This window comes from Vibrio sp. Y176 (genome assembly GCF_033438945.1).
Genome location: NZ_JAWOQS010000007.1, coordinates 1 through 23,577 on the forward strand (window position 1 = coordinate 1; position 23,577 = coordinate 23,577).

Genomic DNA, 23,577 nt, shown 5'->3' on the forward strand with positions numbered 1-23,577 from the left:
GCGGAATTGGTAGACGCACCAGATTTAGGTTCTGGCGCCGCAAGGTGTGAGAGTTCAAGTCTCTCCTTCCGCACCATCTTAAATTAATCTACACTATCAGAATACGCGGAAGTGGCGGAATTGGTAGACGCACCAGATTTAGGTTCTGGCGCCGTAAGGTGTGAGAGTTCAAGTCTCTCCTTCCGCACCATTCTTTCTCTCGATAAGAGAGGTTAAGTAGTATTTGACTATTTACGCTGTAGGGCTATCGCCAAGCGGTAAGGCAGCGGCTTTTGATGCCGCCATTCCCTGGTTCGAATCCAGGTAGCCCTGCCATATACAATGATATTGAGATTTTACCAATTATCTTGATATCTACAGAATAAGTTGCGGAAGTGGCGGAATTGGTAGACGCACCAGATTTAGGTTCTGGCGCCGCAAGGTGTGAGAGTTCAAGTCTCTCCTTCCGCACCATTATCGGAAAACCCAGCATGACTTTGCTGGGTTTTTTCTTTTTTTGGTTCTGGACTCGGGAAATCATTAGATTTGCCGAATTAAAAAAGCGAGCTCATGGCTCGCTTTTTTTCTATCTGTGATTTGAGTAGCTTACTACATACCTAACGCGTATTTCAGTACTTGAGCCTTAATTGGCCCTGAGTTTTCAGCAAGCTTCAATGCAGCATTACGTACGAACTTCAATGGCCCAAGATCATTGCTAAAACCTTTATAGAAAAAGTCCATGCCCGTCTGCATGAGTAAGTTGTCAGGTCGACGTGCGCGTTCGTATTTCGCGAGTAAGGTATCTTCCAGCTTTTCTTGTTGTTCTGTTACCGAAAGGAGAACGTCTACATCTTTGAAGCCTAAGTTTACCCCTTGCCCTGCAAGCGGGTTGATCGTATGGGCAGAGTCACCCACTAACACGCAATTTTTGCTTGAGTAGCTTTGCGCATGACGACGAGTGAGTGGGAATGAGCCAAACTGTAAAACTTCAATATCGCCTAATTCAGCAGGGAAATGACGTAAAATTTCTTCTCTTAGTTGAGGTTTACCCATCGCACACAGTTGTTTAATACGTTTAGGCGAGTCATACCAAACCAAAGAACCTTGGCCTACTACTTGACCATCGTCGTTACTCAAAGAGCACAGAGGTAAAAATGAACGTGGGCCTGAAGGTGTAAATTGTTGCCAAGTAATATCTTGCTGAGGCAATTCTGTTTTCACATTAATCAACATGCAGTGTTGTCGGTAATCCCACGCAGTTACACCAATTCCAGCCAATTGACGAACTTTAGAGTTTGCACCATCAGCACCAATCACCCAGTTAGCTTCAAACTGCGCCCCACTTTCTAGTGTCACAAGATTTACATCTGCAAACTCAATGGCTTTTAATCGCTCAGGACACATCACGGTTAGATTTTCATACTGAGAGAAGACTTGCCAAAGACCTAATTGGATTAGGCGGTTTTCAACGATGTAACCTAGCTGATCCAATGACAATTCATCAGAGTGAAAACGAGTACGGCACTCTGGGTGCTCCCAAGTTTCTAAGCGCCGATAAGGACAAACTCGCATGCTCTTGATCTCTGACCATGCTCCGAGTGAATCAAGTAACTCCACCGACTGGTGCGAGATTGCAGATACACGAATATCCATCGCCTGAGCGGCATCAAAAACTTTAGGTTTTGTACCTTCGACCAAGACAACGCTTCTGCCCTGCTTGGCAAATCCAACAGCGACGGCTGCCCCGACCATACCGCCACCGATCACGGCGATGTCATACTTGTTCATTTTTCACTCTTCATCGTGCTGATTAATTGGCGTTTTTTATTGTACTTTCCATGGCTACTTTTACAAAATTGTTTAACAAAAAACCTTGTTCAGCATAGGGCGAAAAACTAGATTTAATCAGGCTTTGCAGAGAATTAGCTAGATCACTAGTCAGGTGCTTTTTAAAGCAGTACAATACGCCGCTTACCGCCGTGATGGCGGCTATAATTTGAGCAATAGCTCTCCGATTTAAGTACAACTGAACGAGCGAAAGTGAGATGAGTAAGAAACTGCTAATTAAAACCTGGGGCTGCCAGATGAACGAATACGATTCATCAAAAATGGCCGACCTGCTTAATGCTGCAAACGGCTACGAGCTGACGGAAGAGCCAGAGGAAGCAGACGTACTTCTACTTAACACCTGTTCGATCCGTGAAAAAGCGCAAGAGAAAGTTTTCCACCAGCTAGGCCGCTGGAAAACACTAAAAGATAAAAAACCTGGCGTAGTTATCGGTGTAGGTGGTTGTGTAGCAACGCAAGAAGGTGACCATATTCGTGAACGTGCACCATACGTTGACGTTATTTTTGGCCCACAAACTTTGCACCGCCTACCTGAGATGATCAAACAATCTCAGTCCGATGATGCACCAGTTATGGACATTTCGTTCCCAGAGATCGAAAAATTCGACCGCCTACCTGAACCTCGCGCTGAAGGTGCGACAGCATTCGTTTCTATTATGGAAGGCTGCTCTAAGTACTGTACTTACTGTGTCGTACCGTACACTCGTGGTGAAGAAGTAAGCCGTCCAATGGATGACGTACTGTTCGAAATCGCCCAACTTGCTGAACAAGGCGTACGTGAAGTAAACCTTCTGGGTCAAAACGTAAACGCGTACCGTGGTCCTATGCACGATGGTGAGATCTGTTCATTTGCAGAACTGCTTCGTTTGGTTGCGTCTATCGATGGTATCGACCGTATTCGTTTCACGACGAGCCACCCGTTAGAATTCACAGACGACATCATCGCAGTATACGAAGATACGCCAGAACTTGTGAGCTTCCTGCACTTACCTGTGCAAAGTGGTAGTGACCGTATCCTAACGATGATGAAACGCCCTCACACCGCTATCGAATACAAATCGATCATCCGTAAACTGCGTAAAGCTCGTCCTGATATCCAAATCAGTTCAGACTTTATTGTTGGTTTCCCTGGTGAGACAGACAAAGACTTCCAAGACACCATGAAGCTAATCAAAGATGTAGACTTTGACATGAGCTTCAGCTTTATTTTCTCTCCACGTCCAGGTACGCCAGCAGCGGATTACCCTTGTGATGTGTCAGAACAAGTGAAGAAAGAGCGCCTTTACGAACTACAGCAAACTATCAATGCTCAAGCGATGCGTTACTCTCGCTTAATGCTTGGCACAGAACAACGTGTTCTAGTTGAAGGTCCTTCGAAGAAAAACCTAATGGAACTACGCGCTCGTACAGAAAACAACCGTGTAGTAAACTTTGAAGGTAGTGCAGACCTAATTGGTCAGTTCGTTGATGTGAAGATCGTAGACGTATTTGCAAACTCACTGCGTGGTGAGCTAGTACGTACTGAAAAAGACATGGATCTTCGTAGTGTGATTTCCCCAACGCAGATGATGGCGAAAACACGTCGCGAAGATGAGCTGGGTGTAGCTACTTTTACGCCGTAAGCTCGTATAAATAGCCATAGAGAGCCTGGTCGTTATCAGGCTCTCACTAAGTGGCAAAAAATGAGAGGCAACATTGAGCAATAAAATCGTAACTCTAGAAATTAACCTAGAACCTTCAGACAACCGCCGACTAGCTAGCCTGTGCGGTCCATTCGATGACAACATCAAGCATTTAGAACGTCGTCTAGGCGTTGAAATTAACCACCGTAGTGACCACTTTACGATTGTCGGTAAACCTCATACCGCATCAGCTGCGCTGGATATCCTGAAAACTCTATATGTTGATACCGCACCTGTACGAGGTGAGATCCCAGATATTGAGCCTGAGCAAATCCATCTAGCGATCAAAGAGTCTGGTGTTCTTGAGCAGAATACTGAGTCTAACATCGAGCATGGTAAAGAAGTCTTCGTCAAAACCAAGAAAGGTGTGATCAAACCACGTACGCCAAACCAAGCGCAGTACTTGGTTAACATGGTCACGCATGATATTTCTTTTGGTATTGGCCCGGCTGGTACAGGTAAAACCTACCTTGCTGTAGCAGCAGCTGTTGACGCACTAGAGCGCCAAGAGATCCGCCGTATTCTACTTACTCGTCCAGCGGTTGAAGCTGGTGAGAAATTGGGCTTCCTGCCTGGTGATTTAAGCCAGAAAGTCGACCCATACCTACGTCCGCTATACGACGCCCTATTTGAAATGCTGGGCTTTGAGCGCGTAGAGAAGCTGATTGAACGTAACGTGATTGAGGTTGCTCCTCTTGCTTACATGCGTGGTCGTACTCTAAACGACGCCTTCATCATTCTTGATGAGAGTCAGAACACCACTGTTGAGCAGATGAAGATGTTCCTAACGCGTATTGGTTTTAACTCTCGCGCGGTTATCACTGGTGATGTCACGCAGATTGACTTACCTCGTGGTGCGAAATCGGGTCTTCGTCATGCTATTGAAGTACTAAGCGAAGTTGACGACATCAGCTTTAACTTCTTCTTAGCCGACGACGTTGTACGTCACCCTGTGGTTGCTCGTATCGTTAACGCGTACGAGAAGTGGGAAGCACAAGACCAGAAAGAGCGTAAAGAGTTCGAGAAACGCCGTCGTGAAGAACGCGATGCGAAGTTACTAGAAGCAGCAAAAGCCGAACTGAATGCACAAGTTGCTTCAACTAAGGAATAATCATGGCGATTGAACTTGATCTGCAACTGGCAGTCGAAAATGAAGAAGGTCTGCCTTCGCAGCAAGATTTCCAATTGTGGCTAGATAAGACAATCCCTCTCTTCCAGCCACAAGCCGAAGTCACCATTCGTATTGTTGATGAACAAGAAAGTCATACGCTCAACCATGAGTATCGCGGCAAAGATAAACCAACTAATGTGTTGTCGTTTCCATTTGAAGCACCTCCTGGTATGGAAATAGATTTACTTGGTGATTTGATTATTTGCCGCCAAGTTGTTGAAAAAGAGGCGGTTGAACAGAGCAAGCCTCTGCTAGCACATTGGGCGCATATGGTTGTACATGGCAGCTTGCATCTGCTAGGTTATGATCATATAGAGGATGACGAAGCCGAAGAGATGGAGTCCCTCGAAACCGAAATCATGCAAGGTATGGGTTATGAAGATCCTTACATTGCTGAAAAAGAGTAGCTATTGGCCACTCGACAGGGAAAGGCGAACCACCTAAATGACTCTCGTGTTCGCCTCTCTATGTGTGCTATCACACTTCTGATAGCGTTACTTAATTGAGAAACAATGAACGAAGATAATTCTCCCTCTTCTAACGAAGATAAGAAAGAAAAGGCAGAAGGTCCGAGTAGAAAGTCCTTCTTTGAACGTCTAGGTCAACTATTTCAGGGCGAACCAAAAGATCGCCAAGAGCTTGTGGATGTTATCCGCGACTCTGAAGTTAACGACCTGATTGACCATGACACTCGCGATATGCTTGAAGGTGTTATGGAAATCTCCGAAATGCGTGTGCGTGACATTATGATCCCGCGTTCGCAAATGGTTACAGTTGAGCGTACTCACGACCTTGATACCTTGGTTGCTTTGATTACCGATGCTCAACACTCTCGCTACCCTGTGATCAGCGAAGATAAAGACCATGTGGAAGGCATACTTCTAGCGAAGGACTTACTTAAATACTTAGGCTCAGGCAGTAATCCATTTGATATCGAAGAAGTCATTCGACCAGCGGTTGTAGTACCGGAAAGTAAACGCGTTGATCGACTGCTGAAAGAATTCCGTGAAGAACGTTATCATATGGCCATTGTTGTCGATGAATTCGGTGGTGTTTCTGGTCTTGTGACCATTGAAGATATCCTTGAGGAAATCGTCGGGGATATTGAAGATGAATTCGATGAAAGTGAAGAGACGGACATTCGTAAGCTGAGCAAGCATACGTTTGCTGTCAGAGCGCTGACAACCATCGAAGAGTTTAATGAGACATTCGGAACCAACTTCAGCGATGAGGAAGTTGATACCGTTGGTGGTATGGTCATGACTGCCTTTGGTCACTTACCTTCTCGTGGTGAACTGGTTGAAATTGAAGGCTACAACTTCAAAGTCACCGCTGCCGATAACCGTCGTGTCATTCAACTCCAAGTGACGATCCCAGACGAAGAAACCCTGGTTGAAGCCACTCAAGAGTAACGCGATACCCATTGGGAATCTCAGAAAATTACAATGATGAATGAACTCTTTCATCGCCTTAAGCGGCCCTTAGTGGCCGCTTTTGTTGGCGCCTCTACTACACTCGCTTTCGCTCCTTACCAGCTGTGGCCTATTGCCATTCTTAGCCCTGCAATTCTACTGATTCTTCTTGCTAACCAAACTCCGAAACGCGCACTATGGATTGGTTATGCTTGGGGGTTAGGTCAATTTGCAACTGGCGTTAGCTGGGTTTACGTAAGTATCTCCGGTTTTGGCGGTATGCCGCTCATTGCCAATTTATTTTTAATGGGCTTGCTTGTTGCCTACTTGGCTGTTTATTCAGGCTTATTTGCTTGGCTCAACAACAAGCTGTTTCCTCAATTTACGCTCACAAAAGCACTTCTCGCTGCACCTGCTTTATGGCTGATCAGTGATTGGTTGCGTGGTTGGGTGATGACTGGCTTCCCTTGGTTATGGCTAGGCTATAGCCAGATAGATGCTCCACTCGCAAGCTTTGCACCAATTGGCGGCGTAGAACTGCTTACTCTATTTATCCTTATCAGCGCAGGGGCGTTAGCCTATGCCTGGATTCATAAGCAGTGGCTGATGGTGATTATCCCTGCGGTGCTACTCAGTACTGGCTTTGGGATTCGCAACTACGATTGGGTAACACCCCGACCAGAAGACACGACTAAGCTCGCACTAATTCAAGGTAACGTAGACCAAAACCTAAAGTGGCTACCAAGTCAACGCTGGCCAACCATCATGAAGTACGCTGACTTAACTCGTGAAAACTGGGACGCTGACATTATCGTTTGGCCAGAAGCAGCAATTCCCGCTTTTGAAATTGAAGTGCCTTCATTTTTGAGCAATATCGACAGCGCTGCAAAAATGAATAACAGCGCAATCATCACCGGTGTCGTCAACCAAGCTGAAGATCGACAGTTCTACAACAGTATTCTGTCCCTAGGCATCACACCATACGGTGACTATAGCTTCGATTTAAGCGAACGTTACCATAAGCATCACCTACTACCATTTGGTGAGTTTGTACCATTTGAAGATATTTTGCGCCCATTAGCGCCATTCTTTAACCTACCGATGTCGTCGTTTAGCCGTGGGGCTTTTGTGCAGCCAAACATCGTTGCGAATGGCATGCACATGGCACCAGCGCTTTGCTATGAGATCATCTTTAATGAGCAAGTGCGTCAAAATGTGACTGACGAAACAGACTTCATTCTAACGCTTTCAAATGATGCATGGTTTGGTCACTCTATCGGTCCTCTTCAGCATATGGAGATCGCCCGTATGCGTGCCTTAGAGTTAGGTAAACCGCTCATCCGCTCGACTAACAACGGATTAACAGCGGTAACCGATCACAAAGGTAAAATCGTTGAGCAAGTACCGCAGTTTGAAACTGCAGTACTGCGCGCAGAGCTCACCCCAACCAATGGACAAACGCCATATCGAGTCCTTGGTACTTGGCCATTGTATATTTGGGTTGGGTTAAGTTTAGCTCTGGCTTTCGGCTTAAGAAGAAAACAGAGCTGATAACAGCTTGAAAGTAGAAAAGACAAAAAAGAGGCGACTAAGCCTCTTTTTTATTCATAGCATTATACTGTCGTTACGCGCCATTTATGGCTTTAATGACTGACGAGTAAAGCCTTTGTGACCACATTTAATACACGGAATGATTACAGTTGGGTGGTTATACGTTGTCTTGTGACCACACTCATCACAGACTAAAGTGCCTAAGCCTATCACCTCTCCTGCTTCATATAGCCCTTGATGCTCTAAGTCATCGAACAACTCAACCCACTCAACTTTAGTTCGGTCAGTAATCTCTAACAGCCCTTGCCATATCGAGTCCGCAATCGTTAAGTAAAACGGGCCGCTTTTGCTATCCTCGTAACTCTCTGAAAACTCTTTTAAGTCTGCTTTAAGGTACGCTTTGATTAAAGCCAATTCATCTTTGGTCAAGTCATTAGCAGCATCCACCACTTTGCCCGACGTCTCAATCGCTTTGTTAACTTCTTCCGGACTGTGCTTCAAGGTTTCAATCACATCCTCGAGCATTTCCTCATAACCTGTTTTACGTTTAGGCATAACTGACCTCCATCTTTCTCCTACCTGCGTCACTTAAGGGCGCATGGGTACAGATTGGCTATTGTTGTGATCCCTAGCTTTAGGTATTCTATGACGATCTATTTAAGTCTGTTCTAACCGAACTCACAAATTCCAAGATAACGGATACCATCGATGCAAGAACAATACAACCCACAAGATATTGAACAAAAAGTTCAAAAGCACTGGGATGACAACAAAACCTTTGTTGTAAGTGAAGACCCAAATAAAGAAAAATTCTACTGTCTGTCCATGTTCCCATACCCAAGTGGTCGACTGCACATGGGTCACGTGCGCAACTACACTATCGGTGATGTAGTATCTCGTTTCCAACGCCTACAAGGCAAAAACGTGATGCAACCAATCGGTTGGGACGCATTCGGTCTACCTGCAGAAAACGCAGCAGTAAAAAACAAAACTGCGCCAGCACCTTGGACTTACGAAAACATCGAATACATGAAGAACCAACTTAAGCTTCTAGGCTTTGGTTACGATTGGAACCGTGAATTCGCAACATGTACACCGGAGTACTACCGCTGGGAACAAGTGTTCTTCACTAAACTTTACGAGAAAGGTTTAGTTTACAAAAAGACTTCTTCTGTTAACTGGTGTCCTAACGACCAAACTGTTCTTGCAAACGAGCAGGTTGAAGACGGTTGTTGCTGGCGTTGTGATACGCCTGTAGAGCAAAAAGAAATCCCTCAATGGTTCATCAAAATCACTGAATACGCTCAAGAGCTACTAGACGACCTAGACAAGCTTGAAGGTTGGCCTGAAATGGTGAAAACCATGCAGCGCAACTGGATTGGCCGCTCTGAAGGCGTTGAGCTGAAGTTTGAAGTTAAGGGTCAACAAGACCTAGAAGTTTACACAACACGTCCAGATACGCTAATGGGTGTGACTTACGTGGGCATCGCAGCCGGCCACCCTCTTGCAGCTCTTGCTGCAGAGAACAACCCAGAGCTTGCAGCGTTTATCGACGAATGTAAGAACAACAAGGTTGCAGAAGCTGAGCTAGCGACAATGGAGAAGAAAGGTATGGCTACTGGCCTTACTGCTATTCATCCATTGAACGGCCGCGAAGTACCAGTATACGTAGCAAACTTCGTTCTGATGGACTACGGTACAGGCGCGGTAATGGCTGTACCTGCACACGACCAACGTGACTACGAGTTCGCAACGAAGTACGGTCTAGACATCGTGCCAGTTATCAAGCCTGCTGATGGCAGCGAGCTAGACATCTCTGAAGCAGCATACACTGAGAAAGGTGTACTGTTCGATTCAGGTGAATTCGATGGCCTAGAATTCCAAGCGGCATTCGACGCAATCGCAGCGAAGCTAGAAGCAGAGGGCAAAGGCACTAAGACTGTAAACTTCCGTCTACGCGACTGGGGTGTATCTCGTCAACGTTACTGGGGCGCACCAATCCCAATGGTAACGACTGAAGACGGTGAAGTTCACCCAGTACCTGCTGACCAACTACCAGTGATTCTTCCAGAAGACGTGGTAATGGACGGCGTCACTAGCCCAATCAAAGCAGACAAAGAGTGGGCGAAGACAACCTTTAACGGCGAACCTGCTCTACGTGAGACAGATACGTTCGATACGTTCATGGAATCTTCTTGGTACTACGCGCGTTACTGTTCACCACAAGCGGACGACATCCTAGACCCAGAAAAAGCAAACTACTGGCTACCAGTAGATCAATACATCGGTGGTATCGAGCACGCTTGTATGCACCTACTGTACTCACGCTTCTTCCACAAACTACTGCGCGATGCGGGTTACGTAACTTCTGACGAACCGTTCAAGCAACTACTGTGTCAAGGCATGGTACTGGCTGATGCGTTCTACTTCGAGAACGAGAAAGGTGGTAAAGAGTGGGTAGCTCCAACAGACGTAGCCGTTGAACGTGATGGTAAAGGCCGCATTACTTCTGCTAAAGACACTGAAGGTCGTGATGTAACGCACTCAGGCATGATCAAGATGTCTAAGTCTAAGAACAACGGTATCGACCCTCAAGAAATGGTAGACAAGTACGGCGCTGACACAGTACGTCTATTCATGATGTTCGCGTCTCCAGCGGACATGACACTTGAATGGCAAGAGTCTGGCGTAGAAGGTGCGAACCGCTTCCTAAAACGTGTTTGGAAACTAGTGAAAGAGCACACAGCGAAAGGCGCAGCAGAAGCAGTAGATACCGCAGCGCTTTCTGGTGATCAAAAAGCACTTCGCCGTGACGTTCACAAGACTATCGCGAAAGTGACGGACGATATCGCTCGTCGTCAAACATTCAACACCGCGATCGCAGCGATCATGGAGCTGATGAACAAACTAGCGAAAGCGCCTCAAGAATCTGCGCAAGATCGTGCAATCCTTGACGAGGCACTGAAAGCTATTGTTGTCATGCTTTACCCTATCACTCCGCATATCTCATACGAGCTATGGGCAGCACTAGGTGAAACAGACATTGATAACGCGGCATGGCCGACGTTTGACGAAAAAGCGCTAGTTGAAGACGAAAAAACTATCGTTGTTCAAGTTAACGGTAAGCTACGTGCGAAGCTAACAGTCCCAGCTGATATCTCTAAAGACGATATCGAACAGCTTGGTCTAAACGACGAAAACGTGGTTAAGTTCACTGATGGCCTGACTATTCGTAAAGTTATTTACGTTCCAGGTAAACTGCTGAACATCGTTGCAAACTAATCGCAGCTGTCAATTTGTCTCTGTTTAGCGAACTTATTTGTTAACCAAGAGTCATTAAACAGGGTAGTTTTCTACCCTGTTTATTTACCTCAAACCATTCACATGAGTGGTTTAAGGTAAATAACCCCTTCAATTTAGGATGAATACAATCAATGCGCTTTTTCTCTTTGATTAAACTACCAGTGGTATTGGTATTAGCGGGGCTTCTTTCTGCCTGTGGTTTTCACCTTCGCGGCGAGTATTCCGTACCGGAAGAGCTGCACACTATGTCTTTCTCCAGCTACGATGAATACAGTGAATTAACTCGCTATGTTCGCTCTCAACTCGAACTGAACAAAGTTGAACTTGTTCAACCATCATCGACGGTACCCAACCTTCATTTGACGGAAGCGACAATCGATGAGCGTACACTATCGCTTTATCAAAATAGCCGTGCAGCAGAAAAAGAGCTGACATACGTAGTAAAATACCGTGTGACAATTCCTGGCTATGGTTCTAAAAACTTTACGACAACAGTAAACCGCAACTACCTAGACAACCCGTTGACCGCACTTGCAAAATCTGTTGAGCGTGACGTAATTGAAGACGAGATGCGCTTGCAAGCTGCAAAACAGATGATGCGCCAGTTGGGCCGTATTCGTGCCGAATATGAAGCAGGACAAATCTCTGAGCCAGCGAACAAAAACTCTTAGTCACTATGCGAATTTATGCCGATAAGCTAACGGATCATTTAACTAAACAAGTTAAACAGGTTTACTTAATCTTTGGTAATGAGCCGTTACTGATTCAAGAAAGCCGCCAAGCCATCCAAAAGGCAGCGTTTCAGCAAGGTTTTGAGGAAAAACACCGTTTTGCGGTGGATGCTAGCATCGACTGGAACCAAGTTTACGACTGTTTCCAAGCGATGAGCCTGTTTTCAAACCGTCAATTGATTGAGCTTGAAATTCCTGAAAGTGGCGTGACAACCGCCGTCAGCAAAGAGCTGCAAACACTGTGTGATATGCTTCATGATGACATCATGCTCGTCATTGTTGGTAGCAAACTGACCAAAGCCCAAGAAAATGCGAAATGGTTCAAAGCATTAAGCTCAAAAGGCGATTGGGTAAGCTGCTTGTCGCCAGACCTTCAACGCCTACCTATGTTCATTCAGACACGTTGCCGCACGTTGGGACTAAAACCCGATCAACAATCACTGCAAATGTTGGCTCAATGGCATGAAGGTAACCTATTTGCATTGACACAAAGCTTAGAGAAATTGGCCCTACTCTATCCAGATGGTGAGCTGACCATCATACGTTTAGAGGAAGCCCTAAGTCGCCATAATCACTTCACTACCTTTAACTGGATCGACGCCTTACTGGCAGGTAAAGCAAACCGTGCACAACGTATTCTTCGCCAACTTGAGGCGGAAGGGGTTGAGACCGTGATCTTGATTCGAAGTGTACAAAAAGAGTTGAGCCAACTTTTAAATATGCATCAAGACTTAACTCAAATGGGAATGAACCAGGTATTTGAGAAATATCGAGTTTGGCAAAACAAGCGTCCACTCTATAACGCAGCACTGACCCGCTTATCAGCGAGTCGTATTTGTGCATTGCTCTCCTTGTTGGCTCAAGCCGAGATAAAAGCCAAAACTCAGTATGACGAGTCTGTATGGCCAACTATTCATCAGTTGAGCTTAGAAACCTGCTCTCCTGATATTAAGCTGGCAATTTAAAAATCAAAGCGTGATATAGTGCGCGACCTGTTTTGCAAGCAAGAATGTAAAACACTGTAGAGATAAGAGACAAACCGAGGAAAACCGAGTGCTTCGCGAAGAACTGAAAGACTTTTTAGCTGATAAAGCCGACGACATGAAAGCGGAAGACATTATCGTCCTAAATGTGGAAGATAAATCAAGCGTGACAGATTACATGATCATCTGTACTGGTACATCCAAACGCCACGTTTCATCCATCGCTGACCATGTTGCAACAGAGGTGAAAAAAGCCGGTCTTGAGCCACTAGGAATGGAAGGTGAAAACGAAGGTGAATGGGTAGTCCTTGATATGGGCGACGCCATGCTTCACGTGATGCAAGAAGAGCACCGCGAACTCTACCAGCTAGAAAAACTCTGGGGTTAATCTTTTGAAAATTCAACTAATTGCTGTTGGTACAAAAATGCCAAAATGGGTTGAGGAAGGCTTTCAAGAATATCGTCGCCGTTTCCCGCATGATATGCCGTTGGAGTTGATTGAAATCTCTGCTGGCAAACGCGGAAAAAATGCCGATATCGCTCGCATCCTGCAAAAAGAAGGAGAAGCGATGCTCGCGGCGGTACCAAAAGGCAACCGTATCGTCACGTTAGATATCCCAGGTAAAAAATGGGACACTCCTCAACTCGCTGAGCAGTTAGAAGCTTGGAAATTAGATGGCCGTGATGTATCAATATTAATCGGCGGTCCCGAAGGACTCGCTCCTGCATGCAAAGCTGCAGCAGACCAAAGCTGGTCATTATCTGCCTTAACGCTACCCCACCCTCTAGTGCGTATCGTAATGGCAGAAAGCTTATACCGAGCGTGGAGCATCACCGCTAACCACCCTTATCATCGCGAATAATCGTTGTTTAACTTTAGAGCCAAGCGTTAATGATTCGTAAACGCCGCAGTCAAATCCGAGATTATCAAGCCGAAGCGCGTCTGTTTGCCAGCCGCGCTATTGTTGCTTTTATCGGCATTGTTGTCTTGATGGGAGCTCTGGTTGCCAACATGTACAACATTCAGGTGAACCAGTTTCAAGACTATCAAACCCGCTCGAACGATAACCGCATCAAAGTAGTGCCTATCGCGCCTAACCGAGGTCTAATTTATGACCGAAATGGTGTTTTACTGGCAGAGAACCGTCCCGTCTTTAACTTAGAACTGACCCCAGAAAAAATTAAAGACATTGATGCAACCATCCAAGAATTACAAACTATTCTGGAAATTACACCAGACCAGATTGAACGTTTCCACCACGAGCGTAAACGGACTCGTCGATTTAAATCGGTCCCACTGCTGACCCAACTGAACGAAAAACAAGTAGCGGTATTCTCCGTCAATCAGTACCGCTTTCCGGGTGTGGAAATAAGTGCGACCTTAAAGCGCTACTACCCTTTCAGCGAAGTCTTAACCCACGTGATTGGTTACGTTTCTCGAATCAATGATCGCGACATGCAGCGCCTGATCCGAGAAGAAAAAGACGCAAACTATCAAGCCACTCGCGACATTGGTAAGCTGGGTATTGAAAAATACTACGAAGACCTCTTACACGGTACAGCCGGATATCAAGAAGTCGAGGTAAACAGCCGCGGCCGAGTAATTCGTACCTTAAAGTACGTTCCACCTGTACCCGGAAAAGACATCGTTTTAAACCTTGATATCAACTTGCAGTTGTACGTACACCAATTATTGGACGGCCGCCGAGGCAGTGCTGTAGTGATCGATCCTAGAGACAACGGCGTACTGGCTATGGTTTCAAGCCCTAGCTACGACCCTAACTCGTTCGTGCACGGAATCTCGGGTAAAGACTATCGCGCCCTTTTGAACGATAAAAACCGTCCTTTGGTCAACCGTACCACACTTGGCATTTACCCACCTGCGTCTACCATCAAACCATTTATGGCGGTAGCCGCGCTGCAAGAAGGTGTCGTCACACCTAACACCACGCGAAATGATCCTGGTTATTGGCGCATACCAAACTCTAACACACGTCCGTTTCGGGACTGGTTGCGTTGGGGACACGGACGCGTCGATATCATTAAGTCGATCGAAGAGTCTGTTGATACCTTCTACTATCAAATCGCTTATGACATGGGTATTGACCGTATTTCGAATTGGATGATGATGTTCGGTTTTGGTGATTACACTGGCATTGATATCTACGAAGAAAGTAAGGCAAACATGCCGACTCGTGACTGGAAAATGTCTCGCCATAAAACCCCATGGTATAAAGGTGATACGATCCCTGTGGGTATCGGCCAAGGATATTGGACAGCAACACCAATGCAAATCGCCAAAGCAACCTCGGTATTAGTAAACGAGGGAGAAGTGATCGCACCTCACTTGCTCAAAGCGACGATAGAAAATGGTAACGACTTCGAAGAGCAGCAAACGACAGAATACGTGACTTACCCACCAATCAAGAATGTGCCTAAAAAGTACTGGGATATGGCGAAAGAAGGCATGCGTCGGGTAAACCATGGCACGCGCGGAACAGCTCGCCGCTCATTCTACAAAATGAATTATGAAACAGCGGGTAAATCAGGTACAGCACAGGTCTTCGGTCTGGGTGAAAACGAAGAATACAACGCCGATGAGATCGCCGAGCACTTACGTGACCATGCGTTATTTACTGGCTTTGCACCATTTGATGATCCTAAAGTGGTCGTCACTGTAGTACTAGAAAATGCCGGTGGTGGTTCTAGTAACGGTGCCCCAGTAGTAAGGAAAATTTTTGACCGAGTCGTTCTTGGTCCAGAAGAAATTGAGCCTGAAAACAATGCGAAGAAAGAGGTAAAACAGTAATGAAGATGGATCCCTCTACAGGTAAAAATCGCGCCCTGTTTGAACGCTTCCATATCGACTTACCACTCCTACTTGGCATACTGGCCCTGATGGGGTTTGGCCTGGTGATCATGTACAGCGCCAGTGGCCAAAGTTTACTGATGATGGATCGCCAAGCCATGCGAATGGTGCTTTCACTCGTTGTGATGCTCGTCCTTGCGCAGCTTTCTCCACGAACTTACGAAAGCTTGGCACCTTTGATGTTCGTTGGTGGCGTTATACTGCTTTTCGGCGTGCTGTTTTTCGGTGAAGCATCGAAAGGCGCGCAGCGTTGGCTTAACCTCGGTTTTGTGCGCTTTCAACCGTCAGAGCTATTGAAGCTCGCAGTGCCATTAATGGTGGCTCGCTATGTCGGTAGACAGCCCCTTCCACCAACGCTAAAAACACTCATTATTGCACTGATTATGGTCTGCTTACCAACCATTCTCATTGCAAAACAGCCTGACTTAGGTACCTCGATCCTGATCGCGGCTTCCGGTATTTTTGTTATCTTCCTCGCCGGCATTAGCTGGAAAATAATTGCTGGTGCTGCGATTGCATTAGGTGGTTTCATTCCAATTCTGTGGTTTTTCTTGATGCGAGAGTATCAAAAAGTGCGAGTTCGTACTCTATTTAACCCGGAGTCTGATCCGCTAGGAGCGGGTTACCACATTATTCAGAGTAAAATTGCGATTGGCTCCGGCGGTATTTCCGGCAAAGGTTGGTTGCAAGGTACGCAGTCACAACTAGAATTTCTTCCTGAACGACACACTGACTTTATCTTTGCAGTAATTGCTGAAGAATGGGGTATGATTGGCTTCCTTTGCCTTTTAGCCATCTATCTATTTATTATTGGACGAGGTTTATATCTCGCCAGCCAAGCGCAAACCGCATTTGGACGAATGATGGCAGGCAGTATTGTACTCAGCTTCTTCGTGTATATTTTTGTAAATATTGGCATGGTAAGTGGCATCCTACCTGTAGTAGGTGTACCGTTGCCACTCATCAGTTATGGCGGCACATCAATGGTAACCTTGATGGCTGGTTTTGGTATTCTGATGTCGATTCATACGCACCGAAAAGCATTCTCTAAGGCGACCTAGACATGCAAAAACGCGCTTTATATTCCTTGGTTTTCTCTGCTCTTATTTTGGCAGGCTGTTCATCAACTAGCCAAAAAGAACAAGAAGGCCGTTACGAACTCGAATCCGATGTTGCACCGGATACACCGCTTTCAGTCGAACACATCGAGGATGCGCATCCTAAATATGAACCGTACAGCCTAGGTGGGAACAAAGATTACCACTTACGTGGCAAAGACTACAAAATAGTTCGCAATGCGAAAGGCTTTAAAGAAAAAGGCCGAGCATCTTGGTATGGGAAAAAATTCCAAGGTCATTTGACTTCTAATGGCGAAATCTATGACATGTACTCAATGACGGCAGCGCATAAAACGCTACCGTTACCAAGTTACGTAAAAGTTACCAATACTGACAACGGCAAAACCACCATAGTACGAGTTAATGACCGAGGTCCTTTTCACGATGGCCGTATCATTGATTTAAGCTATGCCGCCGCGCACAAGTTAGATGTCATAAAAACAGGCACCGCGAACGTGGAAATTGAAGTGATCAGTATCAATCAGCCCACGGATAAAAAGTCATTAGAAGCGCACCCTAGGTACGTTATTCAAGTGGCATCATCAAAAAATGAAGAACGCGCGCGAACTTTAGGTACCGAGCTTGGTCAAAAATTGGATACAGAAACTTTCCTAGAGAGTGCGAAAGAGTCTTATCGCTTGTTGTTAGGGCCATTTACTGACTATTCCCTGACGCAAGCCACATTAGATAAAGTAAAGTTGCTCGGCTATTCGTCTGCATTTATTAAAAAACACAACACTGCCAAATGACCTCGTGTCATGAATTTCTCTTTGATCCCCCTCTTACATAACTAGGGATTCTGATAAGATGTCTGCAGTTAACCCAAAAATTTGAATTACCATGAATAAAAATAAGTTTGTGAAATCTATTCTCGTTTCTTCGGTTGCCCTTTCTGCAACTTTCGCTCAATCTGCTCTTGCATCACCTATCGTTGTTCCAGATGCCCCTCAAATCGCGGCGAAGGGCTACGTGCTGATGGATTACCATTCAGGTAAAGTACTGGCAGAGAAAGAGATGAACACAAAATTGTCTCCAGCTAGTCTGACTAAGATGATGACCAGCTATGTAATCGGCCAAGAGCTAGCGCGTGGTAATATCTCAGAAGATGATGATGTCACCATCAGTAAAAATGCGTGGGCGAAAAACTTCCCTGATTCATCAAAGATGTTCATTGAAGTAGGCACAACAGTTAAAGTACGTGACCTGAACCGAGGTATCATCGTCCAGTCAGGTAACGATGCCTGTGTTGCGATGGCAGAACATATTGCAGGTTCAGAAGATGCGTTTGTTGACCTAATGAACGCTTGGGCCAACACATTGGGTATGACTAACTCGCACTTTGCCAACGTTCATGGCTTAGATAACGCAGAATTGTACTCAACACCATACGACATGGCACTGCTAGGTAAAGCACTTATCCGTGACGTACCAAATGAGTACCGAGTATACTCAGAGAAGAAATTTACTTACAACGGCATCACCCAATACAACCGTAACGGTCTACTTTGGGATAAGAGCATGAACGTTGACGGCATCAAAACGGGTCACACAAGTAATGCGGGTTACAGCCTAGTAAGTTCAGCAACTGAAGGTCAAATGCGCTTGGTTGCGGTCGTTATGGGTACTAAAGATGCCAATGCTCGTAAGTCAGAAAGCAAAAAGCTGCTAAGCTACGGCTTCCGTTTCTTCGAAACAGTGGCACCGCACAAAGCAGGTGAAACGTTCGTAGAAGAAAAAGTGTGGATGGGTAACAAAGACACCGTAGCACTGGGTCTTGACCAAGATACTTACGTAACACTACCGCGTGGTGAAGCGAAAAACTTAAAAGCAAGCTTCGTCCTTGAAAAAGAGCTAGAAGCCCCAATTAATAAAGGTGATGTAGTTGGTAAGCTATACTATCAGATCGATGGTGAAGATATTGCCGAGTACCCACTAATGGCACTAGAAACCGTAGAGCAAGGTAGTCTATTTAGCCGCATGTGGGATTACATCGTATTGTTATTCAAGAGCTTCTTCTAAAAAGAACGTTAGAGTAGCAAACTTATTCGCAAAGCCGCCTGAATGGGCGGCTTTTTAAGTTTGAGCTCCTCGTCTTGAGTTCCCCCTAATTTGACTGTACTATTTCGCACCGCAACGAATATCTACTGGAGTTATCGATATGCTAACCATCAACTCTGATGCAAAATTAAAAGACCTGCTTGAGTTCCCTTGTTCATTTACTTACAAGGTAATGGGTCATGCAAAGCCTGAACTTCCAGAGCTTGTTCTTGAAGTTATTCAGCGCCATGCTCCAGGTGACTACAGCCCGACCGTTAAACCAAGTGCTAAGGGCAACTACCACTCTGTGTCAATCAACATTACTGCAACCTCTATCGAGCAGGTTGAGACACTGTACAAAGAGTTAGGTGAAATTGACATCGTACGCATGGTTCTATAATTTTTTGATATATTAAATTTTTTTTGAAAGCAGCCTTGGCTGCTTTCTTTTTATTTATCAAAGAGATAACGAGGCTTTACATCGCTTTCAGTTAAAAATCTGTTACGCAGCGGTAGAGCATCAGGGTTATCCGGTTTATAATCCAAAAACTTTATATATTAGCAACAGGAATTCCCATGCAACACCAACTTGTTGTAAAACGACTTGGCCGCCAAGACTATGAGCCTGTATGGAAGGCGATGCATGAGTTCACCGACCAACGCACAGAAGAAACCCGTGATGAAGTCTGGTTGGTAGAACATAACCCAGTATTTACGCAAGGACAGGCAGGTAAAGCTGAGCACTTGATTAACACTGGCGATATTCCTGTTGTACAAAGTGATCGCGGAGGCCAGGTTACGTATCATGGCCCTGGTCAGTTGGTCGCCTACTTCTTGATCAACCTACGCCGTAAAAAATTAGGTGTACGAGATCTCGTTACCACAATCGAGAACCTCGTGATCAATACGCTAAAAGCATACAATATTGACTCAGCCGCGCGACCTGACGCACCAGGTGTCTACGTTGCCGGTAAGAAAATATGCTCTCTCGGTTTACGCATTCGTAAAGGATGCTCGTTTCATGGCTTAGCCTTGAACGTAAATATGGATTTAACACCGTTTCTGCGTATTAACCCTTGTGGTTATGAAGGTATGGAAATGGTTCAGGTCAGCCAATTTGGCGGCCCAGACAATGTAGAAGCCGTAGAAAAACAATTAATAGAAGAACTCGTTACTTTGCTCGATTATGAGCAAGTAGAATTCAGCACAGAAGCACCTTCTCAAGGTAATAAAGCATGAGCAAACCAATCCAGATGGAAAAAGGCGTTAAATATCGTGACGCCGATAAAATGGCATTGATTCCCGTAAAGAACATGCCTACAGAGCAGAAAGAAGTGCTACGTAAGCCTGATTGGATGAAGATCAAGCTACCAGCCGACAGCCAACGAATTCAAGACATCAAAGCGGCGATGCGTAAGAATAAACTTCACTCCGTATGTGAAGAAGCATCTTGCCCGAACCTAGCGGAATGTTTTAACCACGGTACAGCAACCTTCATGATCTTAGGTGCTATTTGTACTCGTCGTTGTCCTTTCTGTGACGTTGCTCATGGCCGCCCATTACCACCGGAAGCAGAAGAGCCTCAAAAACTGGCGAAAACCATCGCCGATATGAAGCTGAAATACGTAGTAATCACTTCTGTCGACCGTGACGATCTGCGTGACGGCGGTGCACAACACTTTGCCGATTGTAACCGCGAGATCCGTGCGTTAAACCCGCATATTAAGATTGAAACTCTGGTTCCTGACTTCCGTGGTCGTATGGACGTAGCGCTTGATCTAATGAAAGATAACCCGCCAGATGTCTTCAACCACAACCTAGAAACAGCGCCACGTCTTTACCGTAAAGCTCGCCCAGGTGCAAACTACAAGTGGTCGCTGGAGCTTCTTAAGAAGTTCAAAGAGCAGCATCCAAATGTACCGACCAAATCTGGTTTGATGATGGGTCTTGGTGAAACCAAAGAAGAAATCATCGAAGTACTGAAAGATCTACGCGCACACGGCGTAACGATGCTGACTCTAGGTCAGTACTTAGCGCCAAGCCGTCACCACTTGCCAGTAGAACGTTACGTTCCGCCATCAGAGTTTGACGAGCTAAAAGAAGTTGCACTAGAGCTTGGCTTCACGCACGCAGCGTGTGGTCCATTTGTTCGCTCTTCTTACCATGCCGATATGCAAGCTCAAGGTATCGAGATTAAATAAGCTCTCGCTTGTTTTGAAAAGCTTGTTTTGAAGAGAAAAGGTTGGCTCAGTGCCAACCTTTTTTGTATCTGTCAAATGATGATAAAAAGCCATTCTACCACCGTCATTCTGAACAGCGAGGAACGAGCGTGATTGAGAATCAGTTTCCAACGTACTGATGATTTTTTGGGAAACGCTGAGTAAAAGAGTGTGCCTCAACAAGATTCCTGCTCTCGCCTAGGCTCGTCGGAATGACGCGGTTTGGATATATTGAAAGGGACAGTGTTGGTAGCCATCTCCTTATCACACACTCTTCGCTATATCTCATTCCAAACGCCAGACAAACAAAAAGGCCCTCAATTGAGGACCTTTAGTATATCAATGTTCAAAATAGATGAGTCGAGTTCTAGGAGAACACACGGAGTTTGCGCGAGCAAGTGAGTATGTTCGACACCGAAATTGACTCATTCTATGAAGAATAGTTAGGCGTAAACCGGTAGACGCTTACAAATTTCGAGCACTTTCTGTTTAGTCGCTTCGATAACTTCTTCGTTGCCGATGTTATCTAGAACGTCACACATCCAGTTTGCTAGCTCTTTTGCATCTTCTTCAGTGAAGCCACGGCGAGTGATCGCTGGCGTACCTACACGGATACCAGACGTTACGAATGGGCTGCGTGGGTCATTTGGTACTGAGTTCTTGTTTACAGTGATGTTTGCTGCACCTAGTGCCGCGTCTGCGTCTTTACCAGTGATATCTTTGTCGATTAGGTCAACAAGGAACAAGTGGTTTTCTGTACCGTTAGATACGATTTTGTAGCCACGCTCTTGGAACTGACCAACCATTGCTTTTGCGTTTTTCACTACGCGAGCTTGATAAGCTTTGAACTCTGGCTCCATCGCTTCTTTGAACGCTACTGCTTTACCAGCGATAACGTGCATTAGAGGGCCACCTTGACCACCAGGGAACACTGCTGAGTTCAATTTCTTGTACATATCTTCGCCAGCATTTGACAAGATAAGACCACCGCGAGGACCTGCTAGTGTTTTGTGCGTCGTTGTTGTTACCACGTGAGCATGCGGTACTGGTGTTGGGTATTCACCGGCGGCGATAAGACCAGCTACGTGCGCCATATCAACAAATAAGTAAGCACCTGCTTTGTCAGCGATTTCACGCATGCGTTTCCAATCAACGATTTGCGAGTAAGCAGAGAAACCACCGATGATCATCTTAGGTTTGTGTTCAAGTGCTAGCTGTTCCATCTCGTCGTAGTTGATTTGACCAGCTTCATCGATACCGTAAGGGATAACGTTGTAGTGCTTACCCGAGAAGTTTACTGGTGAACCGTGAGTTAGGTGACCACCGTGTGCTAGGCTCATGCCTAAAACTGTATCGCCAGGGTTAAGAAGCGCCATGTAAACTGCGCTGTTTGCTTGAGAACCTGAGTGAGGCTGTACGTTAGCGTACTCACAACCAAATAGTTGGCATGCACGCTCAATTGCTAGTGCTTCAGCTTTATCTACGTACTCACAACCGCCGTAGTAACGCTTACCTGGGTAGCCTTCAGCGTATTTGTTCGTTAGCTGAGAACCTTGCGCTTCCATTACACGTGGGCTTGTGTAGTTTTCAGAAGCGATAAGTTCAATGTGTTCTTCCTGGCGAAGAGTTTCTTCCTGGATAGCTGCGAACAGTTCCGCATCGTAATCTGCGATGTTCATATCACGCTTAAGCATCTGTATCTCCTGACTCAGATTAGTACTGAAAGTTGCAAAAAAACTGTTGAATGACCCGACGCAAACGTTTTCGTCACCCTAATGGCGCGCATTCTACATAATTTGATTTAGGTCATAAAGAGAAATTTACAATTTTTCTCATGCAGTTTTTTCATGATGACAAGCAATGTTTACCATGCCAACATTGCAATCGCATAACGACAATCTATTGCCTGTCAAATTTGTGCTTTACACCCTGTAAAACAGCAATTACATAGGTTTACCGTAAATTTTACCCTCTAGCTACCGAAAAGATCATCTTTTTACTACTATGCACGCCTTATTTATCACTAATGACTGCAACATTGATGGAAAAACACTCATTAAAAGAAGACTGGATAGCGATTCTCACGGGTACCTTTTTAGTAGCTCAAGGCGTTTTCTTTCTCCAATCCGCTAACCTTCTAACGGGAGGCACGACTGGATTGGCTCTGCTTATTAGCCAATTTACACCTTTTACCTTTGGTGTGCTGTACTTTTTAGCAAACAGTCCTTTTTACTTACTAGCATGGAAACGCTTCGGCCGTCATTTCGCCATTAATAGTGCCATTTCTGGCGCGTTGGTTTCTATCTTTGCCGATCATCTTTATTTGCTAATCTCGCTCGAATCGGTAAATGAAGTTTATTGCGCCGTCGCAGGCGGGCTTTTAATGGGGCTCGGTATGCTGATCCTATTCCGACATCGCTCCAGCTTGGGTGGCTTTAACGTGCTGTGTTTGTTTATCCAAGACAAATTTGGCATTTCAGTTGGCAAAAGCCAAATGGCAATCGATGCATGTATCCTGTTTGCTTCATTCTTCTTTGTCACACCAGAAGTGATTGGCCTTTCAATTTTGGGGGCGTTTGCACTCAATCTCGTGTTAGCGATGAACCACAAACCGCACCGCTATTCCGTGACCTACGGTTCATAAATTTTTGATAATGATTGAAGCGCGATTTAT

At 45.5% G+C, this 23,577-nt stretch carries 21 protein-coding genes and 3 tRNA genes; 21 read left to right on the top strand and 3 right to left on the bottom strand.

From position 1 onward, the window contains the following. Nucleotides 1-105: 105 nt before the first annotated feature. From R7O13_RS17355 to R7O13_RS17365, 3 genes are all read left to right on the top strand, one after another. A tRNA-Leu gene (locus R7O13_RS17355) sits at nt 106-190 on the top strand. 50 nt (nt 191-240) lie between these two features. Next, a tRNA-Gln gene (locus R7O13_RS17360) sits at nt 241-315 on the top strand. 53 nt (nt 316-368) lie between these two features. Next, nucleotides 369-453: transfer RNA gene (locus R7O13_RS17365), tRNA-Leu, on the top strand. A gap of 135 nt (nt 454-588) precedes the next feature. Here R7O13_RS17365 and R7O13_RS17370 read toward each other — a convergent pair. Then, a complete protein-coding gene (locus R7O13_RS17370) occupies nt 589-1,767 on the bottom strand; it encodes a 2-octaprenyl-3-methyl-6-methoxy-1,4-benzoquinol hydroxylase (protein WP_115385793.1) in 1,179 nt (392 codons plus the stop codon). Between the two features lie 257 nt (nt 1,768-2,024). Between R7O13_RS17370 and miaB the strand changes: the two genes are divergently transcribed. The 5 genes from miaB (at nt 2,025) to lnt (ending at nt 7,643) form a co-directional block, all read left to right on the top strand. Continuing rightward, the gene (gene miaB / locus R7O13_RS17375; RefSeq protein ID WP_005373038.1) at nt 2,025-3,449 is read left to right on the top strand and encodes a tRNA (N6-isopentenyl adenosine(37)-C2)-methylthiotransferase MiaB; all 1,425 of its coding nucleotides are present in this window, start codon (nt 2,025-2,027) and stop codon (nt 3,447-3,449) included. A gap of 73 nt (nt 3,450-3,522) precedes the next feature. After that, nucleotides 3,523-4,620, top strand: a complete 1,098-nt coding sequence (locus R7O13_RS17380) for a PhoH family protein (protein ID WP_005373033.1) — start codon at nt 3,523-3,525, stop codon at nt 4,618-4,620. 2 nt (nt 4,621-4,622) lie between these two features. Further along, the gene (gene ybeY / locus R7O13_RS17385) at nt 4,623-5,087 is read left to right on the top strand and encodes an rRNA maturation RNase YbeY (RefSeq protein WP_005373030.1); all 465 of its coding nucleotides are present in this window, start codon (nt 4,623-4,625) and stop codon (nt 5,085-5,087) included. A 105-nt stretch (nt 5,088-5,192) separates the two neighbouring features. Then, nucleotides 5,193-6,092, top strand: coding sequence for a CNNM family magnesium/cobalt transport protein CorC (gene corC, locus R7O13_RS17390; RefSeq protein ID WP_005384118.1), 900 nt, complete (start codon nt 5,193-5,195; stop codon nt 6,090-6,092). A gap of 33 nt (nt 6,093-6,125) precedes the next feature. Next, nucleotides 6,126-7,643 (top strand): apolipoprotein N-acyltransferase, encoded by a 1,518-nt coding sequence (gene lnt, locus R7O13_RS17395; protein WP_054576929.1) that lies wholly within the window; start codon nt 6,126-6,128, stop codon nt 7,641-7,643. An 84-nt stretch (nt 7,644-7,727) separates the two neighbouring features. Here lnt and R7O13_RS17400 read toward each other — a convergent pair whose 3' ends face one another. Continuing rightward, nucleotides 7,728-8,198, bottom strand: a complete 471-nt coding sequence (locus R7O13_RS17400) for a zinc ribbon-containing protein (protein ID WP_005373024.1) — start codon at nt 8,196-8,198, stop codon at nt 7,728-7,730. 153 nt (nt 8,199-8,351) lie between these two features. On the opposite strand from R7O13_RS17400, the gene leuS reads away from it, so the two are divergent. The 12 genes from leuS to lipA all read left to right on the top strand — a co-directional run bounded on the left by leuS (nt 8,352) and on the right by lipA (nt 20,885). Further along, nucleotides 8,352-10,925 carry a leucine--tRNA ligase gene (gene leuS, locus R7O13_RS17405; RefSeq protein WP_115385791.1) on the top strand — a complete coding sequence of 858 codons (2,574 nt, stop codon included), beginning with the start codon at nt 8,352-8,354 and terminating at the stop codon, nt 10,923-10,925. A gap of 152 nt (nt 10,926-11,077) precedes the next feature. After that, a complete protein-coding gene (gene lptE / locus R7O13_RS17410; RefSeq protein WP_005384122.1) occupies nt 11,078-11,617 on the top strand; it encodes an LPS assembly lipoprotein LptE in 540 nt (179 codons plus the stop codon). Between the two features lie 5 nt (nt 11,618-11,622). After that, on the top strand, nt 11,623-12,642 hold the full coding sequence (holA, locus tag R7O13_RS17415; protein WP_005384123.1) for a DNA polymerase III subunit delta: 1,020 nt from the start codon (nt 11,623-11,625) through the stop codon (nt 12,640-12,642). An 88-nt stretch (nt 12,643-12,730) separates the two neighbouring features. Next, complete coding sequence (gene rsfS / locus R7O13_RS17420; protein WP_005373015.1) at nt 12,731-13,048, top strand: ribosome silencing factor; 318 nt, start codon at nt 12,731-12,733, stop codon at nt 13,046-13,048. A 4-nt stretch (nt 13,049-13,052) separates the two neighbouring features. Then, entirely contained in the window at nt 13,053-13,523 is a 471-nt protein-coding gene (gene rlmH / locus R7O13_RS17425) for a 23S rRNA (pseudouridine(1915)-N(3))-methyltransferase RlmH (protein ID WP_017821762.1), read from the top strand. Between the two features lie 29 nt (nt 13,524-13,552). Continuing rightward, nucleotides 13,553-15,469, top strand: coding sequence for a penicillin-binding protein 2 (mrdA, locus tag R7O13_RS17430; RefSeq protein ID WP_005384126.1), 1,917 nt, complete (start codon nt 13,553-13,555; stop codon nt 15,467-15,469). Further along, nucleotides 15,469-16,590 carry a rod shape-determining protein RodA gene (rodA, locus tag R7O13_RS17435; protein WP_225492190.1) on the top strand — a complete coding sequence of 374 codons (1,122 nt, stop codon included), beginning with the start codon at nt 15,469-15,471 and terminating at the stop codon, nt 16,588-16,590. The genes mrdA and rodA overlap by 1 nt, the downstream gene beginning before the upstream one ends. Nucleotides 16,591-16,592: 2 nt before the next feature. Continuing rightward, a complete protein-coding gene (locus tag R7O13_RS17440; RefSeq protein WP_017635670.1) occupies nt 16,593-17,396 on the top strand; it encodes a septal ring lytic transglycosylase RlpA family protein in 804 nt (267 codons plus the stop codon). 91 nt (nt 17,397-17,487) lie between these two features. After that, nucleotides 17,488-18,666 (top strand): serine hydrolase, encoded by a 1,179-nt coding sequence (locus R7O13_RS17445; protein ID WP_005384132.1) that lies wholly within the window; start codon nt 17,488-17,490, stop codon nt 18,664-18,666. 139 nt (nt 18,667-18,805) lie between these two features. Further along, nucleotides 18,806-19,084: a DUF493 family protein YbeD gene (gene ybeD, locus R7O13_RS17450; RefSeq protein ID WP_005384135.1), complete on the top strand. Its 279-nt coding sequence runs from the start codon at nt 18,806-18,808 to the stop codon at nt 19,082-19,084. Nucleotides 19,085-19,260: 176 nt separating this feature from the next. Further along, nucleotides 19,261-19,923, top strand: coding sequence for a lipoyl(octanoyl) transferase LipB (gene lipB / locus R7O13_RS17455; RefSeq protein WP_005384137.1), 663 nt, complete (start codon nt 19,261-19,263; stop codon nt 19,921-19,923). Then, on the top strand, nt 19,920-20,885 hold the full coding sequence (gene lipA, locus R7O13_RS17460) for a lipoyl synthase (protein WP_005384139.1): 966 nt from the start codon (nt 19,920-19,922) through the stop codon (nt 20,883-20,885). The genes lipB and lipA overlap by 4 nt, the downstream gene beginning before the upstream one ends. A gap of 461 nt (nt 20,886-21,346) precedes the next feature. Here lipA and glyA read toward each other — a convergent pair whose 3' ends face one another. Continuing rightward, a complete protein-coding gene (glyA, locus tag R7O13_RS17465; protein WP_005381985.1) occupies nt 21,347-22,597 on the bottom strand; it encodes a serine hydroxymethyltransferase in 1,251 nt (416 codons plus the stop codon). A 347-nt stretch (nt 22,598-22,944) separates the two neighbouring features. Here glyA and R7O13_RS17470 point away from each other — a divergent pair, with 347 nt between their 5' ends. Further along, nucleotides 22,945-23,547: a YitT family protein gene (locus tag R7O13_RS17470; RefSeq protein ID WP_017635671.1), complete on the top strand. Its 603-nt coding sequence runs from the start codon at nt 22,945-22,947 to the stop codon at nt 23,545-23,547. Nucleotides 23,548-23,577: the final 30 nt, after the last annotated feature.